This window comes from Lentzea sp. NPDC036955 (assembly GCF_055608005.1).
On sequence record NZ_JBVJRC010000006.1, the window covers coordinates 582094 to 602064 of the forward strand.

Below are 19971 nucleotides of genomic sequence, written 5' to 3' on the forward strand. Positions count from 1 at the left end.
GCAGATTTACCGTTAGCCTAGCTCGGGTGACGACTCTCCTGCACCTCAGCGACTGCCACCTCGACGGGTCACCGGAGCGGGCGGACCGGCTCCGCGCGGTGCTCGACCTGCTGCCCGCGAACCGGCAGCCGGACGCGGTCGTGCTCACCGGGGACATCGCCGACAACGGCGTCGAGCCCGAGTACGAGCAGTTCAGCGCGGTGATGGAGGGCCGGCTGCCGTGGCTCGCGGTGCCGGGCAACCACGACGTGCCCGCGCTGGTGCCGTCCGTGCCGGTGCTCGACGTGGGCGAGCTGCGGGTGATCGGCGTCGACGTGGTCGTACCGGGGGAGAACCACGGAGTGCTGCGGGAGGAGGAGGCCGATCGGGTGGCCGCGCTCGCCGCGGGCGCCGAGCGGACGGTGCTCGCGTTCCACCAGCCCCCGATGGAGATCGGCCACACCTACGTCGACCCGATGCGGCTGCTGAACGCGGACGCGCTGGCCGCGCTCGTCGACCGCATCGGCACCGTCACGGCGATCCTCTGCGGACACGTCCACACCGCGTGCGTGGCGCAGTTCGCGGGCGTGCCCGTGCTCGTGGCGCCCGGCATCGTCTCCGCGGCGAACCTCGACGGCGACCACCCGACCGCGAACCGCGAGCACCCGCCGGGCATGGCACTGCACCAGTTCACCGGGCACGGCATCGTCACGACGTTCCACTACGCGTGCTGACCGGCCCGGTCCGTCACACGGGACGCCACAGCCGCAGCTGCAGCATCGCCGCGAACCGGGCGTCCGGGTCGGTCAGGTCGAGCTCGCCCACCTCGGCCAGGCGCCGCAGCCGGTAGCGGAACGTGTTGGGGTGCACGAAGACGGCGGCCGAGGCGGCGGCGACGTCGCCGAAGGCGTCCAGCCACGCGCTGAGCGTCTCCACGAGGTTGCCGTTGTGCCGGAGGTCGTAGTCGATCAGTCGTGCCACCGGGCCGGTGAGGGTGTCGCCGCGTTCGGCGATCAGGTCGGCCAGCTCCAGCAGCAGGCCCTCGCTGTGCACGTCGGACACCCGTGCGACCGCGCGCTGCGACCGGCCGGCGCGCAGCACCCGCAACGCCAGGTCGGCGCCCGCCTTGGACCGGGCGAGGGTCAGCCCGTCGGCCACCGGCCCGACGCCGACGACGACCCGGTCGCCGATGCGGGTGCGGAAGTCAGTGGCGATCCGCAGCGCCCGGTCCTCGGACTCGGTGGGCAGGATCGCGTAGGCGACGTCACCGACGAGCGCGGCGGCCGCACGCGGGTGGACGGCCGTGAGGTGCATGGCGAACGCGTCCGCGACCTGCTGGCGTTCGGCCAGCAGCCGGGCGTGCTCCGCCGGGTCGTCCACGTGCGAGTCGGCGAGCGCGAGGACGAGCACCACGCACTCCTGGTCGGTCAGCCCGAGCCGGCGCACCGCCTCCGCCGCACCCGCACCGCCCTCGACCGCGGTGCTGACCAGGTCCGCGCGCAACCGGCGTTCGACGTCGGCACCCGCACGCTGCCGCATCAGGTGCAGCGCCACGAGCTTGGCCGCGTCGCAGAACGCCAGCTCGCGGTCCGCGGGCAGCGGCGCCCGCACGGCCGCCCAGATCGAGCCGAGCACCTCGTCGCCCGCCCGCACCGCGACCGCGACCCTCGGCAGGCACACACCCCCGTCGTCGTCGGGCAGGTCCGAGATGTAGACGGGCTGGTCGCTGCGGTAGAGCCGGCGGAACACCCCGCGTGCCTCCAGCAGCTGCGAGTACCGCGCGGGCACCTGCCGCCCCAGGATCGTCTGCACGCGTGAGGCGTCCGCCTGCTCCTGCCGCCCGGAGAACGCGAGCACCCGCGAGCTGCGGTCCTCGATCGTCACCGGCGCGCTGATCAGCGACGCGACGGCGTTGGCCAGCGCGAACAGGTCACCGGCCGGGGTGCCGCCCAGTGTCTCCGAGTCGGTGACCTCGCCCTCGGCCAGCAACGACCGCAGCAGCGCGGCCAGCTGTGTCCACGACGCCCCCGGCGCGAGCCCGAGCAGCGCCACACCGGAGCGGTCGGCCGCCGCGGCGACCTCGTCGGTCAGCACGACCGGACCGCGCACGACGAGCCCGGCCGCGCCGAGCACGCCCAGCTCGTCGAGGCGGGCTCGCACGTCCGCCGGTTCCCGCACGCCGACGCCGAGCACCAGCGCGCGCGGCGGCAGCACCTGGTCGTCGTGCGGGTCGTCGATCACCACGCCGCCGATGCCACCGGCCCGCGCGGGGTCGCCGCGGACCAGGTCGATCAGCGTCGTGCCGAGGTCGTCGAGCACGCGGGCGAGGCCGGTTCGGTTGCTCACCCCGCCACCGTGCCACGGGAACCGTCTACAGAGGAATCCCTTGCGCGTCCGACGTCCGCTGCCTCACCGCACGGCACGCCCGGCGCTCCAGCGAGCGACGACGGCGATGGTCGACAGGACCAGGGCGGCCGCGACCCAGGTGATGCCGCGAAAGGCCCCGGTGAGCGCCTCGGCCGCGGCGGCGGAGCTCCGGGCGTCCAGCAACGAGGCCGATCCTCCGGCCCCCTCGCGGTAGAACACCGCGGTCACGGTGCCGAGGACGGCGATGCCCACCGCCGCGCCGGTCTCGTACGACACGGACTCGATCCCCGCGGCCGCCCCGGCCTGCTGCTCCGGCGCGGTCGTCATGACCAGGTCGGACGCGATCATCTGGACCAGGCCGTGGCCGAACCCGACCAGTACGAGTCCTGCGGCGAGCACCACGTCCGATGCCACCAGCGCGTAGCCCACCGCGGCGAGGGCCAGGCCACCCGGTACCGCCAGGCGTGCGCCCAGCCGCGGCAGGAGCCATCCCCCGATCGGGCCCGCGAGCACCGCCGCCACCGGCATGGGCAGCAGCCGCCACGCCGCCTCGGCCGGCGACAGACCGAGCGCCAGTTGCAGGTACTGCACCAGTTGCAGCTCGAACCCGACCATCACCAGCACCGGCAGCACCGAGATGACGACCCCGGCCCGCAACGGTGGCAGCCGGAACAGCGACAGGTCGAGCAGAGGGTGCTCCAGCACGCGCTGCCGGCGCAGGAACACCACGATCGCCAGGACTCCGGCCGCGCCCGGTACGACCACCTCCGCCACCCCCACCCCGTCGTGGGTGAGAGCGATGACCGCGTAGGCGGTCCCCACCGAACCGATCACCGCCAGCACCGGCGACAACGCCTCCCACGGCCGCGGCTCCGGTTCCGGGTTGTTGCGCAGCACCAGCAGCACCGCCGGTACCGCCACCGCCACGACCGGCAGGTTGACCAGGAACGTCGAGCCCCACCAGAAGTGGTGCAGCAGGAACCCGCCGGCCACCGGCCCCAGTGCCGACGCCCCCGCCGCCACCGCGCTCCACCCGCCGATCGCGACGGCGTGCTCGCGCGGATCGGAGAACGTCTGCCGGATCACCGCCAGCGTCGCCGGGATGATCATCGCCGCTCCCACCGCCAGCAACGCCCGGCCGGCGACGAGCGCGAGCGGCGTGCCGGCCAGTGAGGAGAACGCGGAAGCCACCCCGAACACACCCAGCCCGATCAGCAGCAGCCGCCGATGACCGATGCGGTCTCCCAGCGGCCCGGTGACCAGGACCAGGCCGATCATCAGCAACGAGTAGACGTCCACCACCCACAGCAGTTCAGTGGTGGAGGCGTCGAGCGCCTCGGCGAGCGTGGGCACCGCGATGGTCAGGATCGTGACGTCGACGGCGGCGGGGAGGAAGCAGAGCAGGACCACCGCGAGCACCAGCCACCGCCTGGCAGCGCCGACACCGGTCGCCGACGTCACCGGAAGAGTCCCAGGGCCGTCCTGGTCTTCGCGATGAGGTCGTGCAGCTCGGCGATGCCGGGGGCGAAGAACATGCAGCTCAGTCTGCCGCAGCCGAGGTCGGTCAACTCAGCCGGAACCACCCCGCGGCCGGCGTGCCTGGGCGAGGCGACCAGGTTTCCGAGCTGCCGCAGCAGTTCCGGCAGCGTCAAGCCGGTCGGCAGACCGTAGAAGTCGTAGTTCGCGACGGTCGTCGTTTCCAGGTAGTCCGGCCCGATCAGCTCGTGCCCGAACTCGTGCACGTGCGTGGACCCGGTCCGGCGGGCGTTGAGGTCGTGGGCGTGCACGACGCCGTCGCGGGCGATCGCGTCGATGCCGAAGTGGCCTCGGTAACCGCGCCGCTGGAGCTCCCGCGCCAGCCGCATCCCGCCGTCGACCAGTGCCCGGTACCACCAGCGCGTGCGCAGCTCCCGCGAGGTGACGTTGCCGCGCAGGTGCGTGGCACCCTCGAACAGCATCTCGGTGGTGTAGCAAAGGCGTGGTTCCGCGGTTTCGGGCACCACGTACTCCACGGACGGGAACTCGACGTCGCCGTCGAGGAACTCCTCGACCACGACCGGTTCGTCCGCGTAGAACTGGCTGCCGGCCAGCGTGCGCGCCACGTGCTCGGCGGTGTCGCCCGGCTGGAAGATGAGCAGCCCGAGACTCGCCTCGCCCCGGTCGGCCTTCACGATGCACGGCGTCCCCGCGGCGAGCATCGCCGTCACAGCGGCCGTGACCGCCTCCTGGCCGACGTGGTGCTCACCCGCCGGAACGCGGAACGGGCCTTCGAGCATGCCGAGGTCCGCGGCGAGGTCGCGCAGCCCGGTCTTGGTGTCGGCCAGGTCGCGCAGGGACTGGTCGGGAGTGCTCTCCGGCAGCTCGGCGGTGACCCCGTGCCGTTCCCGCATCACCTCGGCGAACAGCCACAGGTCGGCGGTGGTGGTGTGCGGGATGATCCGGATCCGGCGACCGGGGCCGGCGTGGTCCGCGAGCGCGGCCGTCAACGCCGGATCGGCGATCATGTCGGCGAACAGCGAGCCCGTCGACCGCGACGGCCACAGGTTCACCACCCCCGGGAGCTCCAGGAACTCCTGGTGCCAGGCCAGGTCGCCGATCGGTTCGTAGGTGACGAGCACCTTGTCCAGCGGGCCCCAGAACAGTGCCTGGTCCTGCTGGGCGTAGCACTCGGCGAGCAGCGCGTCGACGTCGTCCGCGCGGATCGCGAAGTCGCGCAAGGTGTCCACGGCGTTGCACACGCAGACGGTGGGCACGTGCTGGTCGGTCACGGTTCCTCCTCGGTCGGTGTGCGCAGCAGTCCGTCTCCTCGGGACACCAGGTCGACCGCGGACGACACCACGTGCCAGAACAGCTCCTCACCGAACGACGCGGAGGCGCCGGAGGTGCTGGAGAGGATGCCGCGGGTGGTCGTGGTGGTCACGTCCGCGGGGTGGAGGTAGACGCCTGCGCGTGGTGGGTGGTCGTGGTCCAGGCGCAGCCCGGACACGAGGTCGGGGCGCAGGAACAGCATCAGGCTGGTCTCGGTGAGCCCGGCGTGCTCGGCGTGCCAGCCGGGGAAGGCGGGGACGCGCTCGGCCAGCCAGCTGTCGTCGACCAGGCTCCACCAGCTCAGCGCCATGAACTCCTTGCCGTGGGCGGCCGGGCGCCTGGCGACGTCGTCGAGCGCCTCGAACACGAAGGGCTCGTTCTCGAAGTGCCCGTTGACGACCAGCAACCTCTTGAACGGCAACGCGCACAGCGATTCCAGCGCGTCCACCAGGAAGTCCAGCAACGACCGCCCGCGCACGTGGACGGTGCCGGGGAAGGACAGCCCGCCACCGCTCTGCGGTAGCGACCGGGCCGCGATGGACTGCACCGGCAGCGTGAGCGCGGTGAGCTCGTAGGCGATCTGCTGGGCGAACGCCTCTGCCAGCACGAAGTCGACGGACAGCGGCAGGTGCGGCCCGTGCTGCTCGATCGAGCCGATCGGCCACACGACCGTGCGCCCCGCGGTGGCCTCGACCACCTCGGCGCTGCTGACGTCGCAGAGCCGGGGCCCGGTCGACCGGGGCGTCACGACGGCACCCGCCGGGTCCGGTCGAGCACCTCGGTCTCGGCGACGATCCTGGTCAGCGTCGGGTAGAGGTCGGTGTGCAGCGCGGTGTAGACCTGGGCGGCGCACGCGCCGACCCGCAGGTAGTCGTGCACGTCCCGGCCGCACTCGACACCGCCGGAACCGAGCACCGGCAGGGTGAAACCCGCACGCCGCAGGCGCCAGATCGAGGCGAGCACCAGCGGTTTGATGCCGGGGCCGGAGTACCCGAACGTGCCACCGAGGCGCAGCAGGCCGGTGTCGGGATCGACGGCCGCGGCGGGCAGGGTGTCGCTGAGCGTCAGCGCGTCCGCGCCCGCGGCCTCGGCGGCCGCCGCCCTGGCCGGCAGCCCTTCGCCGCTGGCGAGCTTGACGGCGAACGGGATCGTGGTCGCGGCACGGGCCGCCGCGGTGTAGGCGTGGACGCGTTCCGGGGTGTCCTCCAGGCCGTCCTCCTCGTTGAGGCACGAAATGCCCAGCTCCAGGGCGCGGCAGCCGGTGCCCTCGACCTCGGCGGCCAGCTCGGCGAGCTCCCCGGGGCTGTCGGCGTGCAGCGAGGCGATCACCGGCAGGCCGTCGGCCGCCATCCCGCGCAGCACGGAAAGCCAGTGCCCGACAGGGCGCTTGGAGTAGGTGGTGCTGTTCATCATGCCGGTGGGCAGCCGGATGATGCGCTCGTCGAGGCCCGCCGGCGGGCTGGGGTGGATGGTCTTGGTGACCACCGCGCCCGCGCCCGCGTCCAGCATCCTGCGCAGGGTGCGTTCCTGGTCGGTGAGCAGTCCCGAGCCGACCAGCACCGGCGACGTCACGTCGATGCCGAGCACGGTGGTGCCCACCTCAGGCCGCCGTCCTGGCCCGGCCGAGGGCGGCGAGCACGCCGTCCACCAGCAGGCCGGGCGCCTCCGCGAACTCGGCCGCGGACAGGAAGACGGCGTCGGCGACCCGTGCCAGGCCTTTGAGCAGGTGGCTGGCCGAGTCGGCGAAGGGCTGCTCGGTGATCCCGACGATCGGGCGGCCCAGAGCGCTGGCCCAGCCCAGCTCGATGTGCGTGCCGTCGGTGCGCAGCAGGGTGCCGTCGGCGAGCACCGGCAGCACCGGCACGAACACGTCGCACGCGCGCATCCAGCCGAAGTCGCGTTCGGACACCTGGTCCGGGGTGAAGTCCGCGGTGGTGACGCCGAAGCGCTCGGCGACGTGCGCGGACAACACCGCGCCGCCCGCCCGCTCCACCTGGTCGATGGCCGCGTGCAGCCGGTCGCTGACCGCGCCGAGCATGCCGCCCGGCACCAGCGCGTGCTGGATCGGACCGCCGACGAACACGGTGGCGCCCGTCAGCGGGCGCGAAGGGGGAACCATTCCGGCAGCTCCTTCGGGTTTCGCGATGCCGGGCCGCGGGAGTCGGCGGGTATCGCGATCCGGTTGACAGAAGATGTGGGCACTGAATTGCCCGTTCGGGCATTGGTGGGTGAGGCGCGAGAGCGTGGCCGCGGGGACCGCAATTGCGGATCGCCTGTCACGGCCTTCGTTGTCCACAAGGCCTCGGCCTCGATCAGGCTGGCACGAGTCGCCGATAGCCGCAACATCAACCACGAACACTTTTAACGGCAACAGAATCCACTGCTCAGCAGTAATCAGGGCTTCTACGTGCGCAAATATCGAGTCCACAAAGGAGCTACGAAACCCGAAAAACACCCGTTCGGATCATATATGAGACCGATTGAACTATGAAAACTCCTAGTACACCCCACTGGGCGTTGACCGTCGGCGAAGTCGATGCGTAGCTTCAGGACATCGAGCTGCGCGCGACCATTACCGGCTTATTCCACCTCATCGAGCCTGGGGTCTGACAACTCGCACGCACGACGACACAACCCCTCCCGGAATTGGGTGAAACCCCCGGAAGAAGTAGGGAAACTGCTCATGAATTCGTTGCAGACGATCAAGCGCATCCTGTCCGCCGACGTGCTGGTCGAGATCCCCGAGGACCGGATGGGTCTCGACGACCAGCTCCGCGAGGGCTACGGCATGGACTCGCTCGGGTTCGTGGAGCTGCGCGTGCGCTGCGAAGAGGTCTTCGGCGTGGAGATCGAGGACGGGGCACTCGCCGGGCTGATGACGCTCGGTGACGTCCTCGCCCTGGTCGAGCGGCTGACCAGGGCGCAGCACTCGACCGCGGGCGCCTGACCCGCCCTGGACCACGACACGAAAGGGCGACCAGTGGCCGCACCTGTTGATCATCCCCGGACCGACGAGGTCACGGCGCGTCTGCTGCGCGGCACCGAGCTGCACCTGAACCACTACGGTGCGCCCCGGTTGCCGTTCGCCTGCACCGGCGGACGTGGTCTCGAACTCGACGTCATCGACCTCACCCCGGAACACCGGGGCAGGCGGATGCGGTTGCTCGACGCCAGCGGCGGGTACGCCAGCGCCGCGCTGGGCGTCGGCCACGAGGTGGTGCTCCGGGCGCTGGCGCGCGGGGTGACCGGAGCAGGCAGTGCGACCGACGAGCTCGGTTCGCTGGAACGCGCGGAGCTGCTCGACCGGCTGTTCGGCCCTGGCGGGCTGTGGACCGGCCACTTCCCCACCGGCGAGTACCACGTCAGCGGGCGCAACTCCGGGTCGGAGGGCAACGAGCTGGCGCTGCGGCTGGTGCTGGAGTCGCGGTACGACCCACGCCGGCTGCGCCGCCGCCCCGGCAAGGAGCACCGGGACACCGTCCTCGCCTTCGAAGGCGCCTGGCACGGGTGGACCGACGGGCTCGTGCCACTGCTCAACCGCCGCCACTACCAGGCCGGTCTGCCGGGACAGGCACCGCCCGAACACGGCGGGGTGCGCGTCGAGCACCTCCCCTTCGGCTCCACCGAGGCACTGACCGGGTACTTCGCCGCCCACGCCGACCGGTTGCTGGCCGTGGTGGTCGAGCCGGTGCAGGGTGACGCGGGCGTGCTCCGGCCGCCGCCGGGCTACCTGCGCGGGCTGTCCGAGCTGTGCCGGGCGGAGGGCGTGCTGCTGGTCGCCGACGAGGTGCTCACCTTCGCCAAGACCGGCGACTGGTTCGCCATGCGCGACGACGCGGGCCCGGTGCCCACCGACGTGACGGTGATCGGCAAGTACCTGGGCATGGGGGCGGTCTCGACCTCGATGGTGATCGCCCGGCGCGACCTGACCGTGCGCGCGTCCGGTGCGGTGGCCACGTCCGACCTGCGCCCGCTGACCTGCGCGGTGATCCGCGACGGGGTCGAGCACGTGGTGGCGGAGGGCCTGCTGCCGGCTTCGGCGGAGGTGGGCGCGCACCTGGCGGAACGGCTGCACCGGGACCTGGTCGAACGGTTCCCCCGCGTGTTCACCGAGGTGCGCGGCACGGGCGTGATGCTGGGCGTGGAGCTCACCGCGGAAGCGGGCACCCGGATCGGCGCGCTGCGCCGGGCGCTGCTGGACGCCGGCGTCTACGTGGAGTTCATGGCGGGAGCGGGCAGGCGGTCCGGCGGACTGCGGTACGTGCACCCGACGATGCGGGTCGCGCCACCGCTGATCACCGGTCGCGCCGACGCCGACGAGATCGCCGCCCGGCTGGCCGCGGGCACCGAGGCGCTGCTGGCGGCGTGGTGAACCCGTCGCTGCGGACCCGCATCGAGCACGTCGACACCGACGCGACCGGGATCGTGCACTTCTCCCGCTACACCTCGCTCATGGAGACCGCGGGCACCGAGTACCTGGAGGAGCACGGCGCCGGGCTGACCGCGTTCACCGCGACGGGGATCGACGTGGTCCTCACCGACCTGCGGGTGCGCTACCTCGCCAGTGCCGTCCACCGGGACCGGATCGTCGGTGAGGCCAGGGTGGCGCAGGCCGGCGCGGCCCGGCTGCGCCTGGCGGTGACCCTGTCGCGCGAGGAGCCCGGCGGCGCCCGCACCCCGCTGGTGTCCGGCGAGCTGACCTTCGGCGCGGTCGATCCCGCGACCCGCCACCCCGTCCCGCTCCCACCCCCGATCCGAGCCATCCTGAAAGGACTGCACGCGGATGCGCAACTCCACGCAGCTCCCGGCACCGGCGCGCACGGCGCGACCGCTGGGCATCTCCGAGATCAGCCGCCTGGTGCGCGGACGGCACCCGAGGCTGTTCATCGACCGGGTCCTCGACCACGAACCGGGTGAGTTCCTGCACAGCATGTTCGCCGTGTCGGCGGAGATGGGTGCCCTCTCGGGACATCTGCCCGAGCGCGGCCTGGTCCCGGGGGTGATCCTGCCGGGCAGCCACACGATGCAGGCGTTCGCACAGTCGGGGGTGCTGCTCTACCAGCTCAGCAGCTCACCCCTGCAGGAGGACGAGGTCACCCTGGTCGGCACGGTCAAGTCCCGCTTCCTCGCCCCGGTGGTGCCGGGTGACCAGGTGGTGCTGGACGTGCGCGCCGACCGCCTGTCCGGGTCCACGTTCACCTTCTCCGCCACCGCGAAGGTGCAGGGGCGGTCGGTGGCGGGCTTCCGCGGTGCGATGAGCAGGGCGAAGGTCGACCCGTCCGGCGGGCACCTGTGGTGAACCCGGTCGTCACCGGCATGGCCTGGGACACACCGCTGGGTGACTCGCTGGACGGGGTGTGGACGCGTCTGTGCGCGGGGGAGTCGGGAGTGGCACCGGTGCCCTCCGCGCACCCGCTGCGCAACGCCGAGGCGGCTCTGGTCGACGACCTGCCCTACGACGGCACACCCGGCGAGCGGCAGCGCGCATTGGCCGCACGAGTGCTCCTGGCCGCGTTCGCCGACGCCGGCCTGTCCCCGGCGGACTCCGGGGTGGGCCTCGTGCTGGGCACGAGTTTCGGCGCGGCCCTCGACGAGGAGGAGGAGTCGCTGCACGCCTGGGCCGACGACGCCGTCGCGGCGATCGGGCACCCGGTCGCCCCGGTGTGCGTGGCCACCGCGTGCTCGGCGGGATCGGACGCCATCGCCGTGGCGCACGCGCTGGTGTCGTCAGGTGCGCGGCGGATCTGCGTCGCGGGCGGGGTGGACGTGGTGACGGAGGCGAAACGCCTGGGCCACAGCGCGTTGGGCACGATGAGCCCCACCGGTTCCCGCGCCTTCGACAAGACCCGTGACGGCATGGTCCTCGGCGAGGGCGCCGCGTTCCTCGTCCTGGAACACCCGGACTCCGCACGGGAACGCGGCGTGCGGGTGCGCGCGACCCTGGCCGGCGTGGGAGCGGCGAACGACGCCACCGGCCTCACCGCTCCGGATCCGACGGGCCGCAGCGTGGTCCTGGCCCTGCGTCGCTGCCTGGCCTCGGCCGGCCTCGGCCCCGCCGAGGTGGCGGTGGTGAACGCGCACGGCACCGGCACCGCCCTCAACGACGAGGTGGAGGTGACCGGTCTGCGCGAGGTCTTCGGTGAGCGCAGCCCGACGATCTTCGCCACCAAGGGAGCACTGGGCCACAGCCTCGGCGCCAGCGGGGCGATCGAGGCGGTGGCGACGATCCTGGCCCTGCGCAAGCGGGTGGTTCCCCCGATCTTCGGCCTCCGCGAGCCCGCCTCCTCGCTGACCTTCCCGGTGGGGTCGGCGGCACCCGTCACCGCGGGCGCGGCGGTGAGCACCACCCTCGGCTTCGGGGGCTTCGACACGTGCCTGCTCTTCACCGGGGAGGCGGTGTGACCACGCTTCCCGCCGGGACGACGGTGGTCGGCTCGGCCACCATCACCACCGGTGACCTCGCCGAGCACACCGCCAACAAGCCCTCGTTCTACGCCGACCCCGCGGCCTGGCTGGTCGCCGCCACGGCGCACCGGGCGCTGACGGACTCGCCCGCCGACGTCCTGGCCGGAGCCGAGGACACCGGTGTGCTGGTCATGAGCGCGAACGGCAGCCGCGACACGCTGCGCGCCATCGCCCGTTCGCTGCCGAGGGTCTCACCGCTGCGCTTCGCGGGTGCCAACCCCGGTGTGCTGGCGGGCCTGCCGTGCCTGCGCTGGGGCCTGCGCGGCCCGTCGCTGCTGCTGGCCGCACACCCGGACGCGGCAGCGGGCGTGGCGTTCACCGTGGCCGACGGCTGGCTGCGCACCGGCCAGGCGCGGCACGTGCTGCTGATAGGACTGCAAACCGAACCGGGCGGCCACCTCTGCCGGTGCCTGGTGCTCAGCACCGAGGAGGTGCCACCGTGCCCGAGTTGACGTTCGAGGGCGTCGCGGAGTTCATCGACCGCACCCGGGACGTCGGCGGTCGCTCCGGCCCGGGACTGGCCGAGGTGCTCGGGGACCTCGGCGGCCTCGGCCTGGCGCCGGGTGACGCCGTCCTGCTGGCGATGACCAACGGTGTCGACCTGGTGCGGGTCCACCTGGCGACACTGCTGCTGGGCCTGGTTCCGCTGGCGGTGTCACCGGGAACCCCGTGGGAACGCGTGCAAGCGCTGGCCGGACACGTGGGCGCGCGGGTCGCCGTGACGACCCGGCTGGTGGGCTCCGGCGGGGGCAGGCCGGTCGGCGGAGCCACCGCGCTGTCCACCGGGGCGGCGGGCATCCGGTACGAGCCGGGCGAGGTGCTGCTCTCGACCTCTGGCACCTCGGGCATGTTCAGCGCGTGCGTCCACCGCGTCCCCTCCCTGTTGCGCAACGCCGTCCGTCACGCCGGGGCGACGGGACTCACCTCATCGGACGCGGTGCTGGCGAACCTGCCGCTCTACTACTCCTACGCGATGGTCGCCCAGGTCCTCGCGGCGTACTGCGCGGGAGCACGGCTGGTGATCTCGGGTCCGCCCTTCTCTCCCGCCGGCTACCGCGACGCGGTGTCGAAGCACGGGGTCACCCACTCGGCGCTCACCCCGACCGTGGTCCGGCAGCTCCTCGCGGACGGAGCGGGTCTGCCGCCGGTCAGGGCACTGGCCGTCGGCGGGGATCGGCTGGCCCCGGCGGAGGTGGCCTCCCTGCTGGCCGCCAGACCTCACGGGGAGCTGTACCTGACCTACGGTCTGACCGAGGCAGGCCCCAGGGTGTCCACGCTCGCCGCACACGCGGAACCGGCGCACCGTCACGACTCGGTCGGCCTGCCGCTGCCGGGTGTCCAGGTGTCGTTGCGCGACGTGCGGGACGGGGTGGGCGAACTGCTGGTCACCTCGGACACCGCACTGATCCGCCGAGTCGGCCCGCGAGCGGCCAGGGGCCTGGTGGCGCCGGGTGTGATAGCCACCGGGGACGCCTTCTCCGTCGTCGACGGCTACCTCAGGTTCAAGGGCAGGCTGTCGGACTTCGTGGTGCTCAAGGGCGAGAAGGTCTCCCTGGCGACGGTTCGCCAAGCGGCCTTCGCCATCCCCGGCGTGGTCAGCTGCACCCCGTCGGTGATCCAGGGCGACGACGGCACCCCGGTCCTCGACGTGCACCTGGGGATGACCGACCCCGCGCCCGGTGCGGAACGCACAGCCCTCCGAACCCTCAACTCACTCCTCCTGCCGGCCGAACGTCCCCGTTCGGTCCACGTGCGGCCCGCCGACCCCTCCGCTCTCCGAAAATGAGCCTCCGCCTGGGCGTCACCGTCCCGGAAGGGCTTTCCGGCAGGGAGCTGCGCGAGTTCGCGCGGAAAGCGGAGTCGTTGGGGTACGACCACCTGTCGGTGGCGGAACACCTGTCGTCGCACACACCGGCGTACGAGTCGGCGACTCTCGTGGCCCACCTCGCCGCGGTGACCACCAGGATCGAACTGTGCACGTGCATGCTGATCCTGCCCCACCGGCCGGTGGTCCTGGCGGCCAAACAGGCCGCCCAGCTCTCGGACCTGGCCGAGGGCCGGCTCCGCCTGGGCGTGGCCGCAGGCGGCGACCCCGCGGAGTCAGCCGCGCTGGGTCTCGCCCCCGCCATCCGCGCTGCCCTGTTCGGCGAACAACTGGCGGCCCTGCGCCGTTTGTGGACCGGCGACGAGGTGAGTGCCGAAGGTGCCCACGTGACCTTCGGCCCGGTCACCCTCACCCCTCGCCCGACCCACCACATCCCGCTGTGGCTGGGCGGAGGCTCTCTTCGCACGGCAGGACGACCCGGCCAGGAGGTGCTCCTCCGAACAGCAAGGCACGCTGACGGCTTCACGATGTCGAGGCTCCTGGCCAACAGGGTCGAACGCGGCTCACGAGTGGTCGAAGCCCTCCGCGGAGCACTCAGCGCGGTGGGTCGCGATCCATTGGCCTTCGGCGTGGAAGCCCGCCTCCTCCCCGAACGGTCCCCGGACTGGAGAACGCAGGCACGTTCCTGGAAAGAGGCAGGAGCCACCCACCTCACCGTCACCACGGACGACTCGGACCTGCTCGCCCAGGTCATCGCTGCGATGAGGTGATCGCTCCACGCGTCGTTACGCCGGGTGAGCAGCCAGGAGGCGCGGTACGAGGAGTTCTTGCCCGAAACCGAGGGAGTCACGATCGGGGATCGCGTCGGGCGAGAACCAGCGGAAGTCGATGGCCTTCCCGCGAGGACGCGGGTCACCCGACATGACACAGGTGTAGGTGAGGGCGACGGCGTGCTTGCGGGGGTCGAAGAACTCGCCGGTGTCCGGATCGGGGAAGTACTCCACCACTTCCTTCAGCTCCAGGGTGTCGAGGTCGAGTGAGACCCGGTCACCCAGCGCCCAGTCGAAGACCCTCTCGACGGCGTTCGGCAGCGGTTCGCCGTGCTGGACCCCGCCGCCCACGAGGCACCACCGACGGCGGCCCCAGAAGGTGTCGCGGAGCATCAACCCCACCAAGCGCTCCGGCCCGGGGTGGATCGGCAGCACGTCGACGCACAGGATCGGGATCTTCTTGGTGATCTCGTCGTACTCGGCCTCGGGAATCCACTTTCCCTTGGCGGAAGAACTGCTGCTCATGACGTCATTCCTCGATGGGTGTGCTTGCCGGAAGCCATGCGGCGGGAACGCCGATGTCCACAGAGGACACTGGAACGAGAGTGGCCGGACCCTGCTCGTTGAGCAGTGGCCCGATGGGGACTTCCTGCTCCGCCGCGTCCGCCTCGGTTCGCGTGCTCCGGATCCGGCGCTCGATGGCGGCCTTGATCTCGTCGGTCCTCAGCTTCAACGGGCCGACCCAGCAGGGCAGGAGCTGCTCGGGCTCGGCTTCGTCGCAAGGGAGTTTTTCGACCCAGCTGCCGCTCGGGGTCAGGTACGTGAACCGCTCGGCTTCGGCAGGACGCATCAGCACGACACCGACTGCCGGAGCGGCGGCCTGCGCGACCTTCTCCGCGTCCCGGACGGACACCACGTTGTCGCCGAGGAGGACCTGGACCTCGGGCGAGGCGACAAGTCGAAGACCCGTGAGGAGCGCGTCTCCTGGTCCGTTCGGCTGACGCTGGAGGACGATCTCCGCCGGGAGGTCGCCCAGCACCTGGCAGAGGAGCAGCGCGTTCTCCGGGGCGGCGACGATCACGGTCCGCCCACTTGAGATGCGCAACGCCGTCCGGACGAGCCGGCGGATGAGGGGTTCGCCATCAACGATGACCAACGGCTTGAAATAGGGCGGTGTGATGTCCTTGAGTCTGCTGCCGCGTCCGGCGGCGAGGATCACGACATCCATGCCGTGCTGATCTCCTTGATCAACTCTGCCTCGGTCTGGTCGCGGAAGTGCACCAGTTTCCACGTGCTTCCTCCGGTGACCTTGACGCCCAGGTCGTGGTTGTCGTCGACGTACACGCCACCCGCAGGGGAAATCCCGTCGAGCGCTCTCCGTTTGCCCGTGCTGTCCAGATCGGTTCCGGCCAGGAACCCGCTCAACGACGGATCGGCGGAGTCGAGCGTCCTCCGCACGACTTCGCGGGTGCCGGAGGTGATGAACTTGACGGTCCATCCGCGGGAGTGCAACGCGCGGGCGGCTTCAGCGCCCGCGAGCGTGGCGACCCTGGTCTCGCTGAGCAGGTCGAGGTGGGCCTGGGTTTTCTGGTCGTGGACAGCCTGGGCGCGCAGGAGGTCTCCTCCGCAGAGCTCGGGAAGCCAAATGCGCCATGAACTGCCCCAGAGCCGGTCGGGCAGCTCGATGCCGACCTCGGCATAGGCTCGCCGCACGATCTCCTGGGTGTCGACCAGCACCCCGTCGATGTCGAACACCGCTACAGCCGACATGTCGCCGCTCCGATCAAGCTGTCCACGCATTCCTCCAGGAGGTGCTTCGCCTTCCGGGCCGAGACGTACACCATCGAACGGAGGAGGTGCACGATTCCGAAGTACAGAGCGGCGGTCAGGTCGTCGTGCGACAGTTCCGCCATCGAAATGACCACGTCGAGCGGGACGTCGTCGGGCGCCGGCAGTTCGTAGGTCACCCGCTCGTATCCCACGCAGGACTGGAAAATTCGGCCGACGTCCAGGGCGACCACGTCGGGAAGGCCCGGGGTCGACGGGATCGGATCGGTCAAGACCATCGAACCGTCGCGAGCGAAAAGAACGTTGTCGAAGATCGGATCGCCATGGGTGAGACCCCGGGACAGTCGATCCCATTCTATTCGGTCGCGAAGCTGGTTGAACACGTCTCTCCTGCGCCCGGTCAGCGGTGCCGTGATGGGGGACAGGCGATCGGCATGTGCCGCCTCGTCGAACTCAGCCTCTGGAGTCCGGTGCCACAAACTGGTTTGCAGCAGCTGGATGATGGACGTCGCAAGCTTCCTGCCGTCGAGCAGCTCAAGGGGGACCGTGTCGAGCCGGTCCATGGTGTACCCCCACCGCGCGTTGTTCCGGAAAACACCGTGAACCTTCGGCAGGGCTTGATTGCTGTGTCGTAGAATCCACTCGCCTTGAGCGACAACGCGGCTGCCGAGCGCGGTGTTCGGCGGACCGTACTTGATCACCTGGTCTTGGAGTTCCGGTGCGATGTCCGCGCCCGATCGGCCCCGTTGGTCCGGCACACGGCAATGCGGCTCCGGTCCCGGTGAACTTGATGACCCGTAAGTCTCGATGATCCTGCGTACTGATGCCGGCTCGCGTGCTGCGGTGTTCAATCATGACTCCGTGCTTGCGGGAGTCCAGGCTGCTGCCCGGTGTCCGTCTTTCGACTATTTCAAAGTTCCGGGCGGTCGCCAGCGAAGTCTTGTCTTGCTACCCCTCTGTGCTCGTTCCGTTGCCCTTCTTGCTCGGATCGCCGATGGGGCCGGACCGCGATCCGCGGTTTCGTCCTTTTCGTTGTCAAGGTCCCGCAACCGGCACCGACGCCGACACGGTCCGCCGCTGGGAACTGCTCGAACCCGCTGCGCACCAGGGCACGCTGCTGCAAGTGCCCGGTGCGGTCACAGCGACGCGAGCCGCTGCTCCAGCGCGTCGGCCTCCGCGAGCCCGCGCCCGCGGAACACCTCCAGCGCCTGCGTCCACGCCTGCCGCGCCCCCGTCCGGTCGCCCTCGGCGGCGAGCACGCCGCCGAGGCGTTCCAGCGTGACCGCCGCCTCGAAGTGGTGGCCGACCTTCCAGAACATGTCCGCGGACTCCCAGTAGGCGACGGCGGCCTCGGCGGGTGCGCCGCGCTGCTCGTGGATGTAGCCGATGCTGTCGAGGGTCTCGCCGACGCCCGCCCAGCGGCCGGCCGCGCGGTGGATCGGCACGGCAGCCGCGCAGTGGGCGAGCGCCTCCTCGTACTCGCCGAGGTTGGCGCAGATCCAGCCGAGGTTGTTCAACGCCAAGGCCTCCACGCCCGGCTCGCCGGAGGCCCGGTAGAGCTCCAGGCCGGTGCGCGCGTGCTGCTTGGCCCGCCGGTAGTCGCCCTGCTGGCCCCAGACGCGGGCGAGCACCAGCTGGGCGTGGCCCTCGGAGAGGGGGTCGCCGAGGGCGGCGCTGGTCGCCGCCGACTCCTCCAGGTGGGCGAGGGCCTCGGTGTTCAGGCCGGCGCGGGCGCACATGTGACCGAGGGTGTGCAGCAGGCGGGCCGTGATCGACTGCTCCCCGGCGCTCTTCGCGGCGGCGACGGCGAGGCGCAGCACCTGCAGCGGCTCGGCGCGGTGGCCCTGCTGCCAGTGGTAGGACGTGGTGGTGGAGGCCAGCGCCCACACCCGGCGGTGCCAGCCGTGGTCGGCCGCGATGCGCTGCACCGCGAGGACCATGGCGTGCTCGGCGTCGAACCACGCGAGCGCGGACTGCTTGTCCGCCAGCGGGACCGGCACCACACCCGGTGCCGGGTCGGGCAGGTCGTAGGGCGGGCGGTCGGGTTCCAGCAGCCGTTCGCCGATGTGCGCGGTGTGCAGGTAGAGGTCGACCAGCCGGGTCAGCGCGGCCTCCCCGTCGGACACGGGCTGTTCGCTGGCGTAGAGGTGGATCAGGTCGTGCATGCGGTAGTGGCCGGGACCGGTGCGCACGACCAGGTGCGCGGCCTCCAGCTCCGCCACCGCGGCCGAGGAGTCCGCCGCGGCCAGTGCGTCCAGCGCGGCGACGCTCAGGTCCACGGCGGGCGCCAGCCCCACCAGTCCGAAGAGGACGGACGCCGGCGTGCTCAACGCCCGGTGCGACCAGGAGATCGTGGCCCGCAGGCTCAGGTCACCGGTGTCCAGCGCGTCCAGCCGGGCCGACCGCAGCTCGGCGGCGATCTCGGCCAGGCGGAGGTTCGTGCGCACCGCGGCACGCGCAGCCACGATGCCCAGCGCCAGCGGCAGACCACCGCAGTGCCGCACGATGTCGGCCATCGCCTCCGGCTCACGCGCGCCCAGCCGGGCCGTGAGCAGCTCGAACGCCTCGTCGTCGGTCAGCACGTCCAGCGGCATCGGCACCGCGCCGTGCGTGGCCACCAGCCCGGTCAACGGCTGCCGGCTCGTGACCAGCGTGCGGCACGACGCCGTGCCCGGCAGCAGCGGCTCGACCTGGGCGGTGTCGGCCGCGTTGTCCAGCACCACCAGCATCCTGCGGTCCGCGACCGCGCTGCGGTACATCGCGGCGAGCGTGTCCACGTCGTCGGGCAGGCTGTCCGGCGCGGTGCCCAGCGACGTGAGGAACCCGCGCAGCACCATGGCGGGCGCGGTCGGCGCCGCCGTCGGGTCGAAACCGCGCAGGTTCACGTAGAGCTGCCCGTCGGGGAACTCGCCGGCGTGCCCGTGCGCCCAGTGCAGCGCCAGCCACGTCTTGCCGATCCCGCCCGCGCCCCGGATCGCCGTGATCAGCACGGTGTGCCCGGCCGACAACGCGTCCAGCTCGTGCACCCGGCCCTGGAAGTGCGCCGGTGCCAGCGGGAGCTGCCGCGGCACGTCCCGCGACGGTGCCTCCGCCGGTGACAGCAGCCGCCGGTGCAGCTCCCGCAGTTCCTGGCTCGGGTCCACGCCGAGCTCGTCGACCAGGTGCCGGCGCAGGGTCTCGTAGTGCGCCAGCGCCTGTGCCTGCCGGCCGCTGCTGGCGAGCGCCTCGATCAGCTGGTGTGCGACCCGTTCGTCCAGCGGCCTGGCCGCGGCGAGCGTGCTCAACGGCGCCACCAGCTCGGCGTGCCGCCCGAGCCGCAACCGGACGTCGTGGTCGTCCAGCCGCACCGCCAGCCGTTCCCCCTCCAGCGCCTCGCGCACCGCCGTCGCCCACGCCGAGTCCACGCCGGTCAGCGCCTCACCGCTCCACAGCCCGAGCGCCTGCGCCAGCAGATCGGCCCGCACCTGGTCCGGCTGCCCGGCCGAGTCCGCCACCAGCGCGCGGAACCGGTGCAGGTCGATGCACGCCGGATCGGTCCGCAGCACGTACCCGCCCGAACGCCGCGCGAGCTCCACGTCCCGCGCCCCGGCCAGCACGACGCGCAGCCGTGACAGGTAGCTGTAGACGGCGTCGCGGGGCTGCCGCGGCAACCGCTCGCTCCACACCCGTTCGACCAGCGCGTCGGCCGACACCGTCCGGTTCGCGTCGACGAGCAGCGCCGCGAGGACGCACCGCACACGTGCGTGCTTGATCGGAACCGGCTCACCGGCCACCGTGACGCCGACTTCCCCCAGCAGTTGAAACCGTGCTTCCACCGATGCCCTCCCCCCAGTGAGTTCGTGTCTATCAGACCCGTGACAGGTCCGTGCAAGGTCGGCCGAGCAATGTTCGCCCCGGCTCGGGTGTCAGAGGGAGGCATCCGGTGGCACTGGGGGCTTTGTCATGCACAGACGTGTCGTTGTCGCGCGC

Annotated in this window: 20 protein-coding genes; 9 read left to right on the forward strand and 11 right to left on the reverse strand. The window is 71.8% G+C overall.

Annotated features, from left to right (window positions below; all coding sequences use genetic code 11):
* Positions 1 to 26: 26 nt before the first annotated feature.
* On the forward strand, positions 27 to 713 hold the full coding sequence (locus tag ACZ7CF_RS23285; RefSeq protein ID WP_360388849.1) for a metallophosphoesterase family protein: 687 nt from the start codon (positions 27 to 29) through the stop codon (positions 711 to 713).
* Positions 714 to 726: 13 nt separating this feature from the next.
* On the opposite strand, the gene ACZ7CF_RS23290 is transcribed toward ACZ7CF_RS23285, so the two are convergent.
* The 6 genes from ACZ7CF_RS23290 to ACZ7CF_RS23315 all read right to left on the reverse strand — a co-directional run bounded on the left by ACZ7CF_RS23290 (position 727) and on the right by ACZ7CF_RS23315 (position 7273).
* Positions 727 to 2325: a PucR family transcriptional regulator gene (locus ACZ7CF_RS23290; RefSeq protein ID WP_470370560.1), complete on the reverse strand. Its 1599-nt coding sequence runs from the start codon at positions 2323 to 2325 to the stop codon at positions 727 to 729.
* A gap of 63 nt (positions 2326 to 2388) precedes the next feature.
* On the reverse strand, positions 2389 to 3807 hold the full coding sequence (locus tag ACZ7CF_RS23295; RefSeq protein ID WP_470370561.1) for an MFS transporter: 1419 nt from the start codon (positions 3805 to 3807) through the stop codon (positions 2389 to 2391).
* Positions 3804 to 5114: an ATP-grasp domain-containing protein gene (locus tag ACZ7CF_RS23300; protein WP_470370562.1), complete on the reverse strand. Its 1311-nt coding sequence runs from the start codon at positions 5112 to 5114 to the stop codon at positions 3804 to 3806. Before ACZ7CF_RS23300 ends, ACZ7CF_RS23295 begins: the two co-directional genes overlap by 4 nt.
* Positions 5111 to 5902, reverse strand: a complete 792-nt coding sequence (locus ACZ7CF_RS23305) for a creatininase family protein (protein WP_470370563.1) — start codon at positions 5900 to 5902, stop codon at positions 5111 to 5113. The genes ACZ7CF_RS23300 and ACZ7CF_RS23305 overlap by 4 nt, the downstream gene beginning before the upstream one ends.
* Positions 5899 to 6753: a beta/alpha barrel domain-containing protein gene (locus ACZ7CF_RS23310; RefSeq protein WP_470370564.1), complete on the reverse strand. Its 855-nt coding sequence runs from the start codon at positions 6751 to 6753 to the stop codon at positions 5899 to 5901. Before ACZ7CF_RS23310 ends, ACZ7CF_RS23305 begins: the two co-directional genes overlap by 4 nt.
* A 1-nt stretch (position 6754) precedes the next feature.
* Complete coding sequence (locus tag ACZ7CF_RS23315) at positions 6755 to 7273, reverse strand: hypothetical protein (protein ID WP_360388833.1); 519 nt, start codon at positions 7271 to 7273, stop codon at positions 6755 to 6757.
* A gap of 564 nt (positions 7274 to 7837) precedes the next feature.
* Between ACZ7CF_RS23315 and ACZ7CF_RS23320 the strand changes: the two genes are divergently transcribed.
* The 8 genes from ACZ7CF_RS23320 to ACZ7CF_RS23355 are packed head-to-tail and all read left to right on the forward strand — an operon-like array spanning position 7838 to position 14214.
* The gene (locus tag ACZ7CF_RS23320) at positions 7838 to 8101 is read left to right on the forward strand and encodes an acyl carrier protein (RefSeq protein ID WP_360388830.1); all 264 of its coding nucleotides are present in this window, start codon (positions 7838 to 7840) and stop codon (positions 8099 to 8101) included.
* A gap of 33 nt (positions 8102 to 8134) precedes the next feature.
* Positions 8135 to 9526, forward strand: a complete 1392-nt coding sequence (locus tag ACZ7CF_RS23325; RefSeq protein ID WP_470370565.1) for an aminotransferase class III-fold pyridoxal phosphate-dependent enzyme — start codon at positions 8135 to 8137, stop codon at positions 9524 to 9526.
* Entirely contained in the window at positions 9520 to 10071 is a 552-nt protein-coding gene (locus ACZ7CF_RS23330) for an acyl-CoA thioesterase (protein ID WP_360388824.1), read from the forward strand. The genes ACZ7CF_RS23325 and ACZ7CF_RS23330 overlap by 7 nt, the downstream gene beginning before the upstream one ends.
* On the forward strand, positions 10013 to 10453 hold the full coding sequence (locus ACZ7CF_RS23335) for a 3-hydroxyacyl-ACP dehydratase FabZ family protein (RefSeq protein ID WP_470370566.1): 441 nt from the start codon (positions 10013 to 10015) through the stop codon (positions 10451 to 10453). The genes ACZ7CF_RS23330 and ACZ7CF_RS23335 overlap by 59 nt, the downstream gene beginning before the upstream one ends.
* Entirely contained in the window at positions 10450 to 11556 is a 1107-nt protein-coding gene (locus ACZ7CF_RS23340; RefSeq protein WP_470370567.1) for a beta-ketoacyl synthase N-terminal-like domain-containing protein, read from the forward strand. The genes ACZ7CF_RS23335 and ACZ7CF_RS23340 overlap by 4 nt, the downstream gene beginning before the upstream one ends.
* The gene (locus ACZ7CF_RS23345; protein WP_360388816.1) at positions 11553 to 12071 is read left to right on the forward strand and encodes a beta-ketoacyl synthase N-terminal-like domain-containing protein; all 519 of its coding nucleotides are present in this window, start codon (positions 11553 to 11555) and stop codon (positions 12069 to 12071) included. Before ACZ7CF_RS23340 ends, ACZ7CF_RS23345 begins: the two co-directional genes overlap by 4 nt.
* Positions 12059 to 13405, forward strand: coding sequence for a class I adenylate-forming enzyme family protein (locus ACZ7CF_RS23350; protein WP_470370568.1), 1347 nt, complete (start codon positions 12059 to 12061; stop codon positions 13403 to 13405). Before ACZ7CF_RS23345 ends, ACZ7CF_RS23350 begins: the two co-directional genes overlap by 13 nt.
* On the forward strand, positions 13402 to 14214 hold the full coding sequence (locus tag ACZ7CF_RS23355) for an LLM class flavin-dependent oxidoreductase (protein WP_470370569.1): 813 nt from the start codon (positions 13402 to 13404) through the stop codon (positions 14212 to 14214). The genes ACZ7CF_RS23350 and ACZ7CF_RS23355 overlap by 4 nt, the downstream gene beginning before the upstream one ends.
* A gap of 15 nt (positions 14215 to 14229) precedes the next feature.
* On the opposite strand, the gene ACZ7CF_RS23360 is transcribed toward ACZ7CF_RS23355, so the two are convergent.
* From ACZ7CF_RS23360 to ACZ7CF_RS23380, 5 genes are all read right to left on the reverse strand, one after another.
* On the reverse strand, positions 14230 to 14739 hold the full coding sequence (locus tag ACZ7CF_RS23360; protein ID WP_360388808.1) for a DUF4916 domain-containing protein: 510 nt from the start codon (positions 14737 to 14739) through the stop codon (positions 14230 to 14232).
* Between the two features lie 4 nt (positions 14740 to 14743).
* Positions 14744 to 15442: an NTP transferase domain-containing protein gene (locus ACZ7CF_RS23365; RefSeq protein WP_470370570.1), complete on the reverse strand. Its 699-nt coding sequence runs from the start codon at positions 15440 to 15442 to the stop codon at positions 14744 to 14746.
* Positions 15430 to 15969 carry an HAD family hydrolase gene (locus tag ACZ7CF_RS23370; RefSeq protein WP_470370571.1) on the reverse strand — a complete coding sequence of 180 codons (540 nt, stop codon included), beginning with the start codon at positions 15967 to 15969 and terminating at the stop codon, positions 15430 to 15432. Before ACZ7CF_RS23370 ends, ACZ7CF_RS23365 begins: the two co-directional genes overlap by 13 nt.
* Before the next feature lie 2 nt (positions 15970 to 15971).
* Positions 15972 to 16853 carry a phosphotransferase family protein gene (locus ACZ7CF_RS23375; RefSeq protein ID WP_470370572.1) on the reverse strand — a complete coding sequence of 294 codons (882 nt, stop codon included), beginning with the start codon at positions 16851 to 16853 and terminating at the stop codon, positions 15972 to 15974.
* Positions 16854 to 17138: 285 nt separating this feature from the next.
* Complete coding sequence (locus ACZ7CF_RS23380) at positions 17139 to 19817, reverse strand: AfsR/SARP family transcriptional regulator (protein WP_470370573.1); 2679 nt, start codon at positions 19815 to 19817, stop codon at positions 17139 to 17141.
* Between the last annotated feature and the right edge of the window lie 154 nt (positions 19818 to 19971).

Bases quoted from the DNA above. Each gene is read 5' to 3' on its own strand.
- ACZ7CF_RS23315 (WP_360388833.1), bottom strand. From the start codon at position 7,273: ATGGTTCCCCCTTCGCGCCCGCTGACGGGCGCCACCGTGTTCGTCGGC.
- ACZ7CF_RS23320 (WP_360388830.1), top strand. From the start codon at position 7,838: ATGAATTCGTTGCAGACGATCAAGCGCATCCTGTCCGCCGACGTGCTG.
- ACZ7CF_RS23355 (WP_470370569.1), top strand. From the start codon at position 13,402: ATGAGCCTCCGCCTGGGCGTCACCGTCCCGGAAGGGCTTTCCGGCAGG.
- ACZ7CF_RS23360 (WP_360388808.1), bottom strand. From the start codon at position 14,739: ATGAGCAGCAGTTCTTCCGCCAAGGGAAAGTGGATTCCCGAGGCCGAG.
- ACZ7CF_RS23365 (WP_470370570.1), bottom strand. From the start codon at position 15,442: ATGGATGTCGTGATCCTCGCCGCCGGACGCGGCAGCAGACTCAAGGAC.